The organism is Allobosea sp. NPDC055353, from assembly GCF_053644975.1.
On sequence record NZ_JBSHMC010000001.1, the window covers coordinates 1,898,405 to 1,915,287 of the forward strand.

Annotated in this window: 14 protein-coding genes; 6 read left to right on the forward strand and 8 right to left on the reverse strand. The window is 66.7% G+C overall.

Annotated features, from left to right (window positions below):
- Positions 1-599: 599 nt before the first annotated feature.
- The 7 genes from ACWIEX_RS08780 to ACWIEX_RS08810 all read right to left on the reverse strand — a co-directional run bounded on the left by ACWIEX_RS08780 (position 600) and on the right by ACWIEX_RS08810 (position 9,451).
- Positions 600-2,585, reverse strand: coding sequence for a hydantoinase B/oxoprolinase family protein (locus ACWIEX_RS08780; protein ID WP_454032679.1), 1,986 nt, complete (start codon positions 2,583-2,585; stop codon positions 600-602).
- Positions 2,582-4,630, reverse strand: coding sequence for a hydantoinase/oxoprolinase family protein (locus ACWIEX_RS08785; RefSeq protein WP_454032680.1), 2,049 nt, complete (start codon positions 4,628-4,630; stop codon positions 2,582-2,584). The genes ACWIEX_RS08780 and ACWIEX_RS08785 overlap by 4 nt, the downstream gene beginning before the upstream one ends.
- A gap of 95 nt (positions 4,631-4,725) precedes the next feature.
- Complete coding sequence (locus tag ACWIEX_RS08790) at positions 4,726-5,763, reverse strand: extracellular solute-binding protein (RefSeq protein WP_454032681.1); 1,038 nt, start codon at positions 5,761-5,763, stop codon at positions 4,726-4,728.
- A gap of 44 nt (positions 5,764-5,807) precedes the next feature.
- Positions 5,808-6,632 carry an ABC transporter permease gene (locus tag ACWIEX_RS08795; RefSeq protein ID WP_454032682.1) on the reverse strand — a complete coding sequence of 275 codons (825 nt, stop codon included), beginning with the start codon at positions 6,630-6,632 and terminating at the stop codon, positions 5,808-5,810.
- Positions 6,629-7,504, reverse strand: a complete 876-nt coding sequence (locus tag ACWIEX_RS08800; protein ID WP_454032683.1) for an ABC transporter permease — start codon at positions 7,502-7,504, stop codon at positions 6,629-6,631. Before ACWIEX_RS08800 ends, ACWIEX_RS08795 begins: the two co-directional genes overlap by 4 nt.
- Positions 7,501-8,661 carry an ABC transporter ATP-binding protein gene (locus ACWIEX_RS08805; protein WP_454032684.1) on the reverse strand — a complete coding sequence of 387 codons (1,161 nt, stop codon included), beginning with the start codon at positions 8,659-8,661 and terminating at the stop codon, positions 7,501-7,503. Before ACWIEX_RS08805 ends, ACWIEX_RS08800 begins: the two co-directional genes overlap by 4 nt.
- A 148-nt stretch (positions 8,662-8,809) precedes the next feature.
- Positions 8,810-9,451 carry a helix-turn-helix domain-containing protein gene (locus tag ACWIEX_RS08810; RefSeq protein WP_454032685.1) on the reverse strand — a complete coding sequence of 214 codons (642 nt, stop codon included), beginning with the start codon at positions 9,449-9,451 and terminating at the stop codon, positions 8,810-8,812.
- Positions 9,452-9,688: 237 nt separating this feature from the next.
- On the opposite strand from ACWIEX_RS08810, the gene dapA reads away from it, so the two are divergent.
- The 6 genes from dapA to ACWIEX_RS08840 all read left to right on the forward strand — a co-directional run bounded on the left by dapA (position 9,689) and on the right by ACWIEX_RS08840 (position 15,763).
- A complete protein-coding gene (dapA, locus tag ACWIEX_RS08815) occupies positions 9,689-10,588 on the forward strand; it encodes a 4-hydroxy-tetrahydrodipicolinate synthase (protein ID WP_454032686.1) in 900 nt (299 codons plus the stop codon).
- Positions 10,589-10,599: 11 nt separating this feature from the next.
- Positions 10,600-12,024 carry an FAD-binding oxidoreductase gene (locus tag ACWIEX_RS08820; RefSeq protein WP_454032687.1) on the forward strand — a complete coding sequence of 475 codons (1,425 nt, stop codon included), beginning with the start codon at positions 10,600-10,602 and terminating at the stop codon, positions 12,022-12,024.
- A 126-nt stretch (positions 12,025-12,150) separates the two neighbouring features.
- Complete coding sequence (locus ACWIEX_RS08825; protein WP_454032688.1) at positions 12,151-12,999, forward strand: transporter substrate-binding domain-containing protein; 849 nt, start codon at positions 12,151-12,153, stop codon at positions 12,997-12,999.
- Positions 13,000-13,101: 102 nt separating this feature from the next.
- Positions 13,102-13,767: an amino acid ABC transporter permease gene (locus ACWIEX_RS08830; protein WP_454032689.1), complete on the forward strand. Its 666-nt coding sequence runs from the start codon at positions 13,102-13,104 to the stop codon at positions 13,765-13,767.
- Positions 13,768-13,777: 10 nt separating this feature from the next.
- A complete protein-coding gene (locus ACWIEX_RS08835; protein ID WP_454032690.1) occupies positions 13,778-14,539 on the forward strand; it encodes an amino acid ABC transporter ATP-binding protein in 762 nt (253 codons plus the stop codon).
- A 54-nt stretch (positions 14,540-14,593) separates the two neighbouring features.
- On the forward strand, positions 14,594-15,763 hold the full coding sequence (locus tag ACWIEX_RS08840; protein WP_454032691.1) for an alpha-hydroxy acid oxidase: 1,170 nt from the start codon (positions 14,594-14,596) through the stop codon (positions 15,761-15,763).
- 41 nt (positions 15,764-15,804) lie between these two features.
- Here ACWIEX_RS08840 and ACWIEX_RS08845 read toward each other — a convergent pair whose 3' ends face one another.
- A complete protein-coding gene (locus tag ACWIEX_RS08845) occupies positions 15,805-16,746 on the reverse strand; it encodes a LysR substrate-binding domain-containing protein (RefSeq protein WP_454032692.1) in 942 nt (313 codons plus the stop codon).
- Positions 16,747-16,883 lie beyond the last annotated feature (137 nt).

The following is a 16,883-nucleotide window of genomic DNA, read 5'->3' on the forward strand; positions in this document are numbered from 1 at the left end:
CTTTCACTTGCAACACGCGCTCGGCATACGGGAGGGCGAAGGCGTTCGGCTTGGTTTGCTGCCTGACGGGTTTGGCGAGAAGAGGAAAACCTTGACTGCCAGCACGTCCTCATTGGTCAGCAAGGTGCAGGAGGCGCTCCAGTCCATCATCAAGCCGCTTAGGGATCAGATAGCCAAGGATGGGCAACTGAGAATTAGGCCAGCATTTCAATCGCATAGGCGTTCGCAAATTGATCCGGCCCGGCCCACCAACCTGGACAGGACATGCGATGACAGGGTGTCATCGGCCGTCGCGTGCGGGTGATCGAAGGTCAACAGGGCAGGGGATTCGCTCGCGAAAGCTCACCGGCTGCTACACTTTTCAAAGTGCGGCCATTCCCTTCTCCCTTGGTTTGATCTTCTGAACTCGGCGCGGCCCTCGCGGCGACGGGCATCGACATCGCGCATGGTGGCGACGTCGACCGCGGTGCCGGCCTGCTGAAGTCGGATCGAGATCGCCTGCGCACCCGCGACGCCTTCGCATCGGCACTCGTGCGGCGTCTTCTCAAGAATGCACCAGCCCGAAAAGCGTCGCCGATCGGGCTGGATCGAGAATGTCCTCAGGCCACCCTGGGAAGATCCGTGAAGCGATCGGCCACTTCGGCATAAGCCTGAACGACGTCTGCCGCGCCATCGCTGCCCGAGGCCGGGGGGTGTGGCAGGCGGCGGAAGATCTCGTGTTTGACGAAATAGCGCCAGGTTACCGGAACCTCGCTCAAGATGCGCGTCAGCGCTGCATAACGCTGCGGTGTCCAGACGGCCTCGAAGGCTTTCCGACCAGCGCCGTGGCCGAACTCGGCCGTATCGGCGTCGCTGCGCAGGCTCTGCCGAAGCGAAGCCGTGGCGGCGTCGTCGAGCGTACCTTGCCCGGTGGTGACCACGCCATAGTCGCTGCGGGCCCGCTCGGACGAAACCAGCCCGCTGCGGATATCGGCGAGGACCTTCCCGGCCGGGCGATCGAGCGGCGAGCCGTAGCCCCCGGCACCCGGCCCCTGGATCAGGATGATGTCACCCGGGTCGCATTTCACCACGTCCTGCGAGCCCAGATCGATCGCCTGAGGCGTGCCGGGGTTCTTGATGAAGCGCGAGACAGCGCCGGCACGGCCGCCGCGCAGGCCCCAGGCGGAGAACACCGAGCGATCGCGGTTGCGCGCCGTCACCATTGATTGCGGCTGGTCGAGCTGGAACTCCATTTCCAGGCCGGTGCCGCCGCGGTATTCGCCCGGTCCACCGGAATCGGGGACGAGGCCGTAACGACGAATCTGCACCGGGATCTCGGCTTCGCTGATCTCCACCGGGGTGTTCTTCAGGAAGGACAGATTGGCGCCGCTGCCGTCCGCTCCGTCGCCGATCGCGCTGCCACCGGCGCCGCCGCCGACCGGGCCGATCGAGGCCATGATCGGCTGGCCGGCCCGTGTGCTGGTCTTCACGTTCATCAGCGTCACCGCGCTGCCGGGCGAAGCCGGCATGCGGTCCGGCAAGGCCCGGCAGAAGGCGCCGATCGTTACGGTCTGGGCGAGATTGCAAAGCAAGCTGCGCATGCCGACGGCAGCCGGCGCCACCGCGTTGACGACGGTGCCCTCCGGCAGGATCGCCCGTGTCGGGCGCATCAACCCGGCGTTCAGCATCATCGTCGGGTCGAGGCAATAGAGCGCGTAGACGGTGCCGACCGTCACCAGCGCATGGCGCTCCTTGCCGCCGGTCGGCATGTTGAGCGAGGAGGCGAGCTGCGGGTCGGAGCCGGTGAAGTCCACCGTCAGTGTATCGCCATGGATCTTCAGGGTGACGGCGACGCGCACCGGATAGCCGCCGGCCTGGTCCTCATCGGCATAGTCGGCGAAGAAATATTCGCCGTCCGGAATCGCGCCGATCACCGCGCGGGCCTGATTGTCCGCATAGTCGAGCAGCTGGTCGAGGCCGGCGACGAAATTCTCCTTGCCGAAGCGATCGAGGATTTCGTGGACCTTGCGCTCGCCGACATTGGCACAGGCGATCTGGGCGTTGAGGTCGCCCCAGTTCTGTTCCGGCAGGCGCACGTTGTGGGCGATGATATCGAGCAGGTCCTTGTTGAGCACGCCGCCGCGCATGAGCCGCATCGGCGGGATGCGCAGGCCCTCCTGCTGGATCTCCGTCAGGGTGCGCGACAGGGTCGCCGGCACGGCGCCGCCGACATCGGTGTTGTGGATATGGTTGCCGACGAAGCAGACGATCTCGCCGTCGCGGAAGACCGGCTTCCACATATGGATGTCTGGCGTATGGGTCGCGACATGGCCGGCATAGGGGTCGCTGGTGATGCAGATATCGCCCTCTTCGTAGTCGAAGCGCTTGATCACGTCGCCATAGTCGAGCCCGGTGTACCAGGTCGCGCCGAAGGTCTTGGGCGAGGCGACGGTCAGGCCGTCGCGGGTGAGCACCTGGCAGGAGAAGTCCTCCGTCTCCTTGACGAAGGTCGAGTAGGCGGTCCGCATCAGCGTCCAGCCCATGCTCTCGGCGGCCGCGGCGCAGTAATTGGCCAGGACCTGCAGCGTGGTCTTGTCGAGTTTCACGGCTGGGTCTCCGGAACGATGCGAAGGTTGGCGTAGGCGTCGACGCTCACGGTCATGTTCGGTGGCACCACCGTGGTGCAGTCGTCCTGGGTGACGACGGCGGGGCCGGCGAAGCTCTGGCCGGGCTTCAGGTCGACGCGGGCGAAGACCGCGACGCTGCGCAACGCGCCATCGAGCCAGACCTCGGCATGGCGTCGCGGCGCGGCGGCTTCCGAGACCAGCGCATGGCGCTTGAACTCTGGCCGGGCGGTGCGCCCGCTGATGACGAGTCGCAGCGAGATGATCTGCACGGCCGCCGTCGGGTCGCTGTGGCCATAGACCCGCTCGTGCTCGGCATGGAAGGCCTGCGCCATCGCGGCGGTGTCGCCGGCCGCGACCGCAGCCGGATCGAGCGGAGTGTCGAGCTCGAAGGACTGGCCGCGATAGCGCATCTCGGCCGAGTAGAGGAGGCGGCTCTCGCCGGCATAGCCCTGGTCGTCATCCAGCCAGATCCGCGCCTTGCTTTCCAACGCGGCGAATTCGTCGCGGATGGTCGCGCCGGCTGCTGGCAGGAGATCGCTGTAGAGCGTCTTGATGAAGTCGTTCTTGATGTCGGCGATCAGCCCGCCCAGCGCCGAGAGGACGCCGGGCGTCGGCGGCACCACCGTCTCGCGCATGTTGAGCTCGCGGGCCAGGAAGCAGGCCATCATCGGGCCGGCACCGCCGAAGGCGAGACAGGAGAAGTCGCGCGGGTCGATGCCGAAGCGGGAGACCAGCGCGCTGACATCGGTATACATCCCGGAGACCGCGATGCGGATGATCGCCTCGGCGGTCTCCTCGATGCTGCGACCGAGCGTGGTCGCCAGCTCGCCGACCACGGAGCGTGCCTTGGCGCGGTCGATGGTGACCGCGGAATAGCCGATCTCCGAGAGGCCGACGAGACCGAGCGCCGCGAAGGCGTCGGTGATGGTCGCGCGCTCGCCGCCGCGGCCGTAGCAGGCCGGGCCCGGGCGCGAGCCGGCGCTTTCAGGGCCGACCTTGAGCACGCCCTGGCCATCGACCCAGGCGATCGAGCCGCCGCCTTCGCCGATCGAGGAGACCGATACCGAGGGGATATAGATCTGGAACTCGCCGATCAGCTCGCCGACGCCGTATTGCGGTTGGCCATCGACGATGACGGCGACGTCGGCCGAGGTTCCGCCGATGTCGAGGCTCATGCAGTGTTTGATGCCTGAGACCTCGGCGACGTAGGCGGCGCCGATGACGCCCGATGCGGTGCCCGACAGGATCATCTGCACGCATTCGCTCTTGCCCTGCTCGGCGGTCATCACCCCGCCATTGGACTTGGTCAGGCGCGGCTCGGGCGCGACGCCGGCCGTCTTCAGCGCCGCCTGCAGCGAGCCGAGATAATGCGAGACGCGCGGCTGCACATAGGCGCCGATCGTCGCGGTGATGGTGCGCTCGTATTCGCGGATGATCGGCCAGGTCTCGCTGGAGGCGAAGACCGGGATGTCCGGCGCCAGGCGCTGTGCGATCGCCTTGACCGCTTCCTCATGCGCCGGATTGCGGTAGGCATGCAGCAGCGAGACGACGATGCCCTCGCAGCCGGCGGCCCTGGTGGCCTCGACGGCCCGCGCGACGCTGTCCTCGTCGAGCGGACGGTCCTGCGTGCCGTCGGCGCGCAGGCGGCCGCCGATGCCGAAGACGCGGCTGCGCGGGATCAGCGGGTCCGGGCGCTTCGAGAGCAGGTTGTACATGTCGGGTATCTTGAGGCGCGCGACTTCCAGCACGTCGCGAAAGCCCTCGGTGGTGAACAGCGCGAGCTTCAACCCCTTGCGCTGGATCACCGTGTTGATGCCGACCGTCGTCCCATGGGTGAAGTAGGAGATGTCGGAGGGCGCGATGCCGTAGCGCTCGCCGATCAGCCTGAGGCCTTCCATCACTTCCGCGCCCGGTTCGTCGGGCCGCGAGAATGTCTTCAGCGTTTTGAGGCTCTGCGTCTCCTCGTCGAACAGCGCGAAATCGGTGAACGAGCCGCCGATATCGACGCCCACGCGGTAACCCATGGAATCCTCCAGATGGTCTTGGGATGCGAGCGCACGCTCCGGCGCCACGCCCGCGGATCAGGTCGGGCCGCCTGAACGGCGGCCTCGTGGCGCGCTCAGCGGCCGATTTCCTTGTTCCAGATCTCGACCCATTTCGGCATCGCGCCAGGGATCTCGGCGAAGGGCGGCCAGCGCACGGTATCGACTTTCGGCATCCGCGCGGCCTGCTGCGGATTGTATTCCGCCTTCACGTTCGCGACCGGGTACTGGATCGCCGCCGCCCAGCAGGATTGCGGCCCGGGCGAGAAGGCGAAGTCGATGAACTCCCATGCCAGCGGCGAGCCGTTCTTGACCTTCTGGACGACCGTCGGGCTGACGACCCCGCCGGGCTCGGGATAATAGAAGTTCAACGCCTTGAAGCCGCCATCGCGTGCCGCCCAGGCGCGCCCGTCCCAGTAGATCCCGATATCGGCCTCGCCGGATTGCATCTGGGTCAGGAACTGGTTGACGTCGTTCCAGAAGATCACGTTGCCGCTGTCGCGCAGCGCCTTCATCTTGGCGATCGCCGGGGAGATGTCGGTGCCTTTGCCGCCGAGGATGTCGTTGAAGTTCCAGATCAGCGCCGTCGGCGTCGTGCTGGCGACGTTGATGCCGGGCAGGGCCGCCTGCCACTCGCCCTTGAGCGTACGATCGATGAATTCTGCCCAGGTCTTGGGTGGGTTCTTGATCTTCGCCTCGTTATAGGCGAGCCCGGCCGCGCCGTAGTGCAGCACCACGGCATCGCCGCCGACCACGCGCTTCAGCACATCCGGCACATCGGCGAGATTGGGAACCTTGGCCGGATCGATCGGCTCGACGAGCCCGCGGGCCCTGGCGTCCTCGGCTCCGTCCATGAGCGTCAGGAACACGTCGATCGGCGGCTTGCCCGGGTTGGCGGCGACCTGGTTGACCCATTGCGCGGGGGTGCCGAGCACGACGTCGACCGTCTTGCCGGTCTTCTTCTGGAAAGGCTCGACATAGCAGGTCCGCAGCGACTTCTCCCAGACGCCGCCGAAGGCGGTGACGGTGAGGTCTGCGGCCCGGGCCGGCGCGCCAAGCGTCAGCGCGAGCCCGGCCATGGCCAGCAGCGGCTGGAAAGATGTGAGCGTCTTCATCGTCATTCTCCCCTTTTATGGATGTTGCGCGGCGAGACGCCTCGTCACGTCGGCGAACTCATGAATTTCAGGCCGATGGTGCGCTCGATCAGCAGCAGCACGACGAGCGCGATCGCCATCTGCACCGTTCCGATCGCGGCGATGGCGGGGTCGAACTGGTTCTGCAGATAGCTCAGCATCACCACGGGCAGGGTGCTGGTCTGGGCGCTGCCGAAGAAGAGCGAGAGCGACAGGTTGTCGAGCGAGATCAGCACGGCGAAGAGCATGCCGCTGAAGATGCCGGAGCCGATCAGCGGCAGCGTCACATAGGTGAAGATCTGGCGGCGTGAGGCGCCGAGGATCGCGGCCGCTTCCTCGTAATTGCGGCCGATGCCGCGATAGACGGCGACGACCGTCCGCACGACATAGGGGATCGAGACGACGGTATGCGCGATCAGCAGCGAGGCGAAGGAGATGCCGAGCCCGATCGCCGACAGCTTGTAGAGCAGCGCGATGCCCAGCAGGATCATCGGGATCGAGAGCGGCGCCAGCAGGAAGGTCGAGACCAGGTCGGCGAGGCCCGAGCGGCTGCGCGCCAGCGCCAGCGCGGCCGGCACGCCGAAGAGCGCGGCGAGGGCGGCGGAGGCACCGGCGAGCTTCAGGCTGAACCAGAGCGAGTCGAGCAGCGGCCGGTATTCCAGCAGCCGGTGGTACCAGCGCAGGGAATAGGACGTGATCGGAAAGGCGACGATCTCGGAATCCGCGAAGGAAACCAGCACGACGAAGACGATCGGCGCCAGCAGGAAGGCGAAGAAGAGCAGGACGAAGGCCAGCAGCAGCAGCGCCGGCAGGCGCCGTTCGAACCGGCGCCACTGGGCGATCGCGGTCATGGCGCACCTCCGTCCCGCCGGATCAGGCGCAGTTGCAGGAACAGCGAGATCACCGCCAGCACCAGCAGCACATTGCCCATCGCCGCGGCGAAGCCGAGATTCTGGACGAGCAGGAACTGCTGGTAGATCAGCAGCGGCAGGGTCACGACGCTGCCGCCGCCGAGCAGCAGCATCGTCAGGAAGCTGCCATTGGCCAGCATGAAGACGACGATGGCGCCGGTCGCGATGCCGTCGATGCTGAGCGGCAGGGTGATCTCGCGGAAGGTGCGCCAGCGGCTGGCGCCGAGCAGCTCCGCCGCCTCTTCCAGCCTCGTGTCGATGCCCTTCAGCACCGCGGCGATCGAGATCACCATGAACGGCACCAGCACATGGACGAGCCCGATCGTGACGGCGGAGGGGTCCTGGAGCAGCCGCAGCGGGCGCTCGATCAGCCCGAGCGATTGCAGCGTGTTGTTGAGCACGCCGTTGCGGGCGAGGATCACGTTCCAGCCGAAGGTGCGCATGATGATCGAGGTCAGCAGCGGCGCGACCAGAAGAAAGATCATCACGCCATTCCAGCGCCCGGCATGGCGGACCATGAAATAGGCGACGGGATAGCCGATCAGGACGCAGATCACCGTGGCGAGCAGGCTCACCCAGATCGTGCGGGCGAGCACGCCGAGATAATAGCCGTCGGTGAAGAGCTTGACGTAGTAGCCCAGCGAAAGCACCGGTTTGCCGGTGGCGTCCGGGACGTAGAGGCTGTGGAGGCCGTTCTCCACCAGCGGCAGCAGGAAGAACAGCAGCAGGAAGAGGACCGCCGGCAGTACGGGCCAGAGGCCGGCGCCAAGCGAGCGACGACGGCGGCGGACCGGTGCGGCGGCGGCGCTCACGCCGCACCCTCCCGCCCGGGCTCGTCCTCGAGCAGGCGGGCTGTGCCCGGCTGCCAGGACAGGGCGACGTCGGCCCCGACCGGCAGCGCCGTCTCGCCGACGGGGCCGGTGACCTGGCGATAGGCCATCAGCGGCCGGTCGAGCCCGGGGCGCCGTAGCTGGAAGACATGGGTGGCGCCGCGGAAGACATGGCCGGAGACCGTTGCGCGCGGCGCATCCGCAGGCGCGTCCGCCGCCGGCGCGATGCGCAGATGCTCGGGCCGGATGGCGACGAGGGCCGTTGCGCCGGCCGGGCGGCCTGCTGCGTCGGCGACGATGAAGCCGGGGCCGCCATCATCGCCGGGAAGCCGGAGCCGCAATCCGCCTGCGTCCGGACCCATGACGGTACAGGCCATGATGTTGGACGTGCCGAGGAATTCCGAGACGAAGCGGGTGCGCGGATGCTCGTAGACCTCAGTCGGCGAGCCCGTCTGCAGGATCGCCCCGCGGTCCATCACCACGATCATGTCGCTCATGGTGAGCGCCTCTTCCTGGTCATGGGTGACCAGCAGCGTGGTGATGCCGATTTCGCGCTGGAGCTGGCGGATCTCGAACTGCATCTGCTCGCGCAGGTTCTTGTCGAGCGCGCCGAGCGGCTCGTCGAGCAGCAGCATGGAGGGCTCGGTCACCAGCGAGCGCGCGAGCGCCACGCGCTGCTGCTGGCCACCCGACAGTTGATGCGGATAGCGATCCGCATGCTGCGGCAGATGCACGATATCCAGCATCCGGCGCGTGCGCGTCTCGGTCTCTGCCCGGTTGACCCGCGCCATGCGCAGCCCGAAGGCGACGTTCTGCGCCACCGTCATATGCGGGAAGAGGCTGTAGTTCTGGAAGACCATGCCGAGCTTGCGACGCTGCGGCGGATCGTAGGTCCGGTCCTCGCCGCGGATCTGCACCTGGCCCGCATCGGGCAGTTCGAAGCCCGCGACGATCCGAAGCGTCGTCGTCTTGCCGCAGCCGGAGGGGCCGAGCAGGGCGCAAAGCGTCCCGGCCGGAACGTCGAAGGAGGAGGGCTGGAGCGCGACGACGCTGCCGAAGGATTTGCTCACGTCGCGCAGCCGCAGGCCCGGCTCGTCCGACGTGATGGGTGACTGCGCCTTTGGCGTCGTTTGCGTCATGGTTTCCCTCTTGACGAAGAGGCTAAACCAAGAATTTTTCCAGTAGCAAGCTTAAAATTCCAAAGCGACAGAATTTTTCGTAAAAGACACGCGATTTAGGCGCGGTGGAAGCGGGGTCGGTCGGAACCCGGCTTGCGGTCTCCAGGCGTCAGAGATCCACGAGAACCCAGAGCACGACGGCATTGGTCGGCCCCTTCGATGTCCAGGTATGTTCGGTCGTCGCGTCGTAATAGACCGAATCGCCTTTGTTGAGTTCAAGCGGCTCGTAGAGGCGGCTGTGAACGATCAGCGTCCCTTCCTGAACCATCACGAAGATCTCGGCGTCCGATTTCGCCCAGGTCGGGTACTCGTCCGGCGAGCGCGCCGTTACCGTGGTCAGGATCGGCGTCGCGCGCTTGTTCTTCAGGTCGGCGCACAGCAGCACGTTATTGCAGGTCCCGGTGGCGTGTTTGCTGCCGCTGCCGGCCCGGCTGATGCTGCGGCGGCCGGGAAAACCGAACGCCGCGCTATCCTGATCGGCGGATAGCAGCGTCACCAGCTCCACTTCGAGCCCGTGGGCGATGCGCTGCATCGTCGAGATCGTCGGCGACAGCTCGTTGCGTTCGATCTTCGAGAAGGCCGAAGCCGAGACACCGGTGAGTGCGCTGACATCCTGCAGCGTCAGGCGGCGGCTCTTGCGCAGCTTCAGCAGGCGGGCGCCGACATCGACGCCTTTCAGCTCCTCGGCGTCGCGGGAGGGCTCGGGCGGCTCGGCCGCGTCGCCCTGCTCAGCCCATGAAAGTTCCGGCATGCCATCTCTCCGCCGCCTCGTTCGCTTGTTTCTGTCTTAGTCCTCCCGCTGCATGATGAAAAGCCAAGTCGGTCAGTTTGGTTCATGGATTTATCTGATACGACATTTATGTATTTTTATGTTGACAGCATTCCTGTTGTGCAGGAGGCTTCGCTTCGATGATGCGCCGGCAATGAACCGCGCATGCTCGGCGAGGGGTCGGGCGTGGCGATCGCCTCGGCGGCAGGGATGCTTCGCATGACACTTGCGCACGACCAGTTGAGCGGCCTGTACACGGCCATCGTCACCCCGCTGACCGGCGACGGAGCCGTCGATGTCGAGGGCCTGAAGCAACTCGTTCGCTTCCAGCTTGCGGCCGGCGCCGCCGGCATCGTGCCGATCGGCGGCACGGGCGAGTATCCGGCATTCTCACGTGACGAGCGCCGCACGATCGTCGCGGCCTGTGTCGAGGCCGCCGGCGACAAGCCGGTCATTCCGGGTGTGCTCTCGACCGGCTTCGAGGACGCGCTCGAAGCCGGCCGCGACTTCGCGGCCGCCGGTGCGGCCGCGGTCATGACCGTGACGCCCTATTACGCGCCGGGGACGCAGGACGGCATGCGCGCCTATTTCCGGCGTTATCGCGATGCGCTCGATCTGCCGGTGATGCTTTACCAGATCCCGCGCCGCACGACGGTCTCCGCCTTTGCCGATACCGTCCAGGCGATGGCCGAGGACGGCTCGATCATCGGCATGAAGTATTCCTCCTACGACATGCCCGACTTCATCCGCACGGTGAAATATGCCGGCGAAAAGATCGCGATCCTGTCAGGAGAGGAGCCGCTCTTCGCGACCCATACCGCGCTCGGCGCGCGTGGCGGCGTGCTGGCCTCGGCGACGATCTATCCGAAGATCTGGATCGAGATCTTCGAGCTCGCCCGCCAGGGCAAGCTCAAGGAGGCGTTGAAGCTGCAGGACAGGATCGATCCGGTCGTCGACTCGATCTATGTCGAGACCAATCCGGGTCCGCTCAAGGAATACATGGCGCTGGCCGGCATGCCGGTTGGTGGCGTGCGGTTGCCGCTGCAGGGCCCGAGCGACCAGACCATGGCCAAGCTCAAGGTCGCTGCGGCGCAGGCCAAAGCCATCAGCCTCGCCTGAGGAGAGCGGCCGTGCTGGAAGCGCTTCGCGGTATCGTCGGCGACAAGGGGCTGATCACCGATCCAGCCGGGATGGAGCCCTGGCTCGTCGACTGGCGCCAGCGCCGGCGCGGGCATGCGCTTGCCATCGTCCAGCCCGCTTCCACGGCCGAGGTTTCGGCCATCGTCGCGCTTTGCGCCGCGCAGGAGCAGCCGGTCTTTCCGGTCGGCGGCAATACCGGCCTCTGCTTCGGCGCGGTGCCGGAAAGCGGCCGGGCCGACAAGCCCGGCATCATGCTGTCGCTGCGGCGCATGAACCGCATCCGGGGCATCGACCGCGCCACCGGCATCGCCACGGTCGATGCCGGCGTGGTTCTCGGCGACCTCCACGATGCGGCGACCCAGGCAGGCCGCCAGTTCCCGCTGCATCTCGGCAGCGAGGGCAGCGCCCAGATCGGCGGGTTGATCTCGACCAATGCCGGAGGCACTGGCGTCGTCCGCTACGGGCCGATGCGCGATCTCGTCGCGGGGCTCGAGGTGGTGCTGGCCGACGGCCGCGTGCTGAGCGACCTCGCGGCTTTGCGCAAGGACAATACCGGCTACATGCTGCGCCATCTCTTCATTGGCGCGGAAGGTTCGCTCGGCATCGTCACGGGCGCGGCCCTGCGGCTGCATCCGCAGACCCCGAACACCGCCCATGCCTGGGTCGCTGTCGCTGACCCGGCGCCTGCGGTCGCGCTTCTGGCAGCGCTTCAGGACCGGGCCGGCTCCTACATCCAGGCCTTCGAGCTGGTCTCGGCATCGCAGTTCGAGCTGGTCCGCAAGCACGCCGAGCGGGCGCGCTTCCCCTTCGCGGAAATCCCCGCCTGGTCGGTGCTGATCGAACTCGGCAGTGAGGACGCGACGACGGCTCTTTCCGGCATTCTCGAAGAGGTCGTCGGCGCCGCGCTCGAGACCGGCGAGGTGCTTGACGCGGTCGTCGCGACCTCGGAGCAGCAGGCGGCCGATTTCTGGCACATCCGCCATTCGGTCTCGGAAGCGAACAAGAAGGAAGGCGTGAGCATCACGCATGACGTCGCCGTGCGCTCGTCGGATGTCGCCCCCTTCATCGCCGCCGCCGACAAGGTCGCCGCGGAGATGTTTCCGCAGGCGCTGACCGAGGTCGTCTGCCATCTCGGTGACGGCAACGTGCATTACATCCTGATGTTCACCCGCGAATTCTGGTCGGCGCTGCCTGATGCCGAGGCCTTCGCGCTCGATGTCGAGCGGGCGATCCACGATGTCGCGGCACGGTTCGGCGGCACCTTCAGCGCCGAGCACGGCATCGGCCGCAAGCTCACCGAAGAACTGGAGCGCCTCGCCGACCCGCTGCGCTACGAGCTGATGACCAAGGTCAAGGCGCTGTTCGACCCGCAGAATTTGATGAATCCGGGCGTCCTTCTCGCAAAGGCGAGGTGAGCGCTCGAAACGGATGCGCTGCGGCCTTCGGTGAGGGGGCGCAGGGTCAAGGACATCCGCCGGGGAAGCGGATGCCTGCCTCACCAACCAGGACGAGGCGCGTCCTCGCAAAGCCGGGAGAAGACCATGACGACACGCAGGGATTTGGCAGGCCTCATCGGTGCAGGCGCGGTCGCCGCCGGCGCCATCACGCTCGCTTCCAGCGGCGCCAAGGCGCAGGCCGCCGGGCAGAACACGTTCGATCGCATCATCGCCGCCAAAAAACTGCGGCTGGGCGCCGTCACGTCGAGTGCGCCGTGGTTCGTCAAGGACCCGGCCAGTGGCAAGTGGAGCGGCCATTTCTATACGATCGGCGCCGCGCTGGCGAAGGACATGGATGTCGAGCTCGAACTTGTCGAGACGACCTGGGGCAATGCCGTGCTCGATCTGCAGGCCGACAAGATCGACATCATGTTCGGTCTCAACCCGACACCGAAGCGCGCCATGGCGGTCGATTTCTCGAATCCGGCCTATGACAGCGCGCTCGTCGTCGTCGCCAGGCCCGGCTTCGAGCCCAAGAGCTGGGCCGACATGAACAAGCCGGAGGTGAAGATCTCGGTCGACCTCGGCTCGGCGCATGACCAGATCGCCACGCTGCTCTGCCCCAAGGCGCAGATCACGCGGTTCAAGACCATCAACGAGGCGATGCTGGCGCTGCGCACCGGGCGCACCGACGCGCAGTGCATCTTCTGGATGGGCGGCGTGCGCGCGGTGAAGGCGGATGCCGCCCTCGGCAAGGTGATCGTGCCGCAGCCCTTCTTCGGCTCGACCTCGAACGCCGCGGTCAGGCGCGAGGTGGACAAGACCTGGCTGTTCTTCGTCAACACCTGGATCGGCTATGCACGCGGGCTCGGCCTTGTCCGCAGCGCGGTGGTCGAGAGCCTGGAGCAGGTCGGCGTGAAGTCGGAAGACATTCCGGCTGGCATCACCCTCTGACGCAACCGCATCGGCTTCCCGCGCCTGGTCGCGGGAAGCCTCGTTTCATTTCCAAACGGCTTTGCCCCTGCAGCCGCGCTGCGGCGGCTGCAGGGGTTCGGCATGCCCTATACCTGGAATTTCGACATCCTCTGGAGCTATCGCTGGATCTTCCTGAGCGGGACTGGCGTCACCATCGCCATCACGATCGCGGTGATCGTGCTCGGCCTCATCGTCGGGCTCGTCGCCGGCATCGCCCAGCTCTCGCGCTCGCCGGTGCTGCGTTGGCTGTCCTGGGCCTATATCGAGATGTTCAGGCTGACGCCGCTGCTCGTGCTGCTGCTCTGGTTCTACTACGCGCTGCCGATCGTGACCGGCATCAAGCTCGATGCGCTGACCGCCTCGATCGTGACGCTGACGCTCTATGGCGGTTCCTTCTACGCCGAGGTGATCCGCGGCGGCATCGTCTCGATCGATCCTGGCCAGACGGAAGCAGGCATGGCGCTGGGCATGACGCCGGCGCGGGTCATGCGTCGCATCGTGCTGCCGCAGGCGATCAAACGGATGATCCCGCCCCTGATGAATCAGTCGATCATCCAGTTCAAGAACACCTCGCTCGTCTCGGTGCTTGCCGTGCCCGATCTCCTCTATCAGGGCCAGGTGGCGGCGATGGACACCTATCGCGCGCTCGAGGTCTACACCGTCGTCGCCGCGATCTACGTCATCGTGCTGCTGCCCATGACTGCGATCGTCAAGCAGGCCGAAAAGCGCCTGGCCCAGAGCAATTGAGGAGGCGCCGATGAGCTACAAGATCGAGGTCTCCGGCCTGCGCAAGAGCTTCGGCGCCCTGACCGTGCTGCGCGATATCAATGTCGCGGTCGAGCCCGGCCAGGTGGTCGCGCTGATCGGCCCGTCCGGCTCGGGCAAGTCGACGCTGCTCCGCTGCCTCAACCTGCTGGTGATGCCCGATGGCGGGCGCGTCCGGATCGGCCGGGACAGCTTCTCCTTCGGCGACGGTTCGAAGCTTCCGGCGACCGGTGAGCAGGCGCGCTTCCGCTCCAATACCGGCATGGTCTTCCAGCACTTCAATCTCTTTCCGCACATGACGGTGGTGCAGAATGTCATGGAAGGCCCGGTCTCGGTGAAGGCGATGCCGAAGCGGGACGCCGAGGCGCTGGCGCGCAGGCTGCTCGCCAAGGTGGGTCTGAGCGACAAGGTCGATGTTTTCCCGAACAAGCTCTCGGGCGGGCAAAAGCAGCGCGTCGCCATCGCGCGTGCGCTGGCCATGGAGCCGGAGGTGATGCTCTTCGACGAAGCGACCTCGGCGCTCGACCCCGAACTCGTGGGAGAGGTGCTGGGCGTCATGCGCGACCTTGCCGCAGAGGGCATGACCATGATCATCGTGACGCATGAGATCGGGTTCGCGCGCGAGGTGGCCGACCGTGTCGTCTTCATGCGCGACGGCGTCATCGTTGAAGAGGGACCGGCTCGCGACGTGATCGGTGAGCCGAAGCACGAAGCGACGCGGGCCTTCCTCAGCCACTTCCACAATCGCGGCTGAGGCCGGGCCTTGGCCATGCTCCGGTCCGAGTTTCGGAAAAAACCGCCCCTTGCCATGACCGCGACGCGACCTGCCTTTGCCCACATTCTCAACGTCGCCGATGCCCGTCGCGCCGCGGCGCGACGTCTCCCGCGCGGCCTGTTCGCCTATGTCGATCGCGGCAGCGAGGACGAGACCGCGATCTCGCTGAACCGACAGCAGCTCGATGCGATCCGGCTCGCGCCCAGGGTTCTGGTCGACGTTTCGGATATTTCGACGCGGACGCAGATCCTCGGCCAGGACCAGCCGCTGCCCCTGATTATCGCGCCAACCGCCGTGGCCGGCCTCGTCTGGCATGACGGGGAGATCGCGCTCGCCAGGGCGGCGGCCCGGGCCGGCATCCCCTTCTGCGTCGCGACGCAGTCGATCACCGCGATCGAGCGGATCGCCGCCGAATCCAACGCGCGGCTCTGGTTTCAGCTCTATGTCTGGAAGAGCCGGCAGCGCATGCTCGGCCTGCTCGAGCGGGCCTGGGAGGCGGGCGCGGAGACGCTGGTGCTGACCGTCGACACCGCTGTCGCCCCCAACCGCGAATACAATGCCCGCAACGGCTTCGGCATTCCCCTGAAGGCATCGTGGCGTGCCGGGCTCGACGTTGCCCTGCATCCGCGCTGGGCCATCGGCGTGATGCTGCGCGCCCTGGCGACCGGCCGGGTGCCGACCTATGCGCATTATCCCGAAGCCTTCCGCACGAAGCTCGGCCGCGAGGCGATCTCCGAAGAGGTGGCGCTCGCCCGTGACGTGACCTGGGAGGACGTGAAACTGCTGCGCCGGCACTGGCGCGGCAAGCTCGTGCTCAAGGGCATCCTGCGCGCCGACGATGCAATGGCGGCGGCTGCATGCGGCTGCGACGGCATCGTCGTCTCGAACCATGGCGCCCGCAACCTGGATTGCGCCGTCGGCCCGACCGAGGTGCTGCCGGGCATCGTCGAGGCGGTCGGCGATCGCATCGAGATCCTGGCGGATAGCGGCGTGCGGCGCGGGGCCGATATTGCCCGGTTTCTGGCGCTCGGGGCGAACGGCGTCATGGTCGGAAGGGCCCCGTTGTTCGGCCTTGCGATCGGCGGGGCCGACGGGGCAGGGCGGATCCTCGACCTGCTGGAGGCGGAACTGAGGACCACGATGGGATTCCTGGGAAAGGTGCGGCCGACCGAGCTGCACGACACCGTTCCAGCCGTTCGATAGGATCGCTGCCTCCTGGAAAGGGCGCCGGCATTCCGGCAAGCTCATCGCGGGCGAAAGCTTTCGTCCAGCGCCTCGAGTTCCCGGGCGAGATGGCTGCGAAGCCAGAGCGCGACCTCGGCGACGATCGGGTTGAGGGGCCTCGACCGGGGCGCGATCAGGCTGTGGTGCCGGCCGGTCCGGATGACGAGGTCCGAAGCCGGCACCAATGTGCCCTTCACCAGACTGCTCGACACGACGCTCAGCCAGCCCAGAGCGATACCGTCCCCGTTCAGCGCGGCCTGGAGAATGACGGAATAGTCGGTGAACTCGTGCCAGACCCCTTTGGAGGCGTTGCGATGGGCGACATTGCCCCAGTCCCTGGCCCATTCATGCGTGGCGTGGTCGCTCAGCCAGAGAAACACATGCCCGGCGCCATCGCCCCGATGATCCAGCCTGCCGCGCGCGTCGAGATAGGCGGGGCTGCAGACCGGGAAGACGATCTCGGGCGCAAAGGACCAGCGATGGTAGTTCGGGTCATCGTCGGCGATGATGCGTGTCGCCAGATCGACATTGTCGGGCACGCCGCGCAGAACACCCGGAATCAGATCGAACCGGATATCGATCTGCGGAAAGGCGGCGTGGAATTCGCCGAGGCGCGGCAGCAGCCAATGGGCCACGAAAGAGCTCGACATCGACAGCGTGACGATGGGCTTCGTCCCGTGCTGCCGTCGCTGGATCGCCGCGATGGTTTCCGCGATGCGTCCGACGGCATCGCCGACGACGGCGTAGAGGTCGCTGCCGTCCACGGTCAATGCGAGACCGCGGGCGCGCCGCTCGAATAGCCTCGCTCCGATGGCGGCTTCCAGTTCCGCGACGCTGCGGCTGGCGGAAGGCTGGCTGACGTTGAATTCCGCTGCCGCGGCCGTGAAGCTGCCGGTCCGGGCCGCGGCTTCGAAGACCAGAAGCCCGCGTGCGGACGGGACGAGGCGAGATAGCTGAGCCATACGCTGAGCGTATGCTTCTCCCAGGCTTTTTCAATCTGTTCCTGTTCCAGGAACATCGTCATCATCGGCGTCGACGGCTCGGGCCGGTGCCAACCGGCATCGTCGCGGCCGCGGGGTGCCGTGGCTTCAATCCTGGT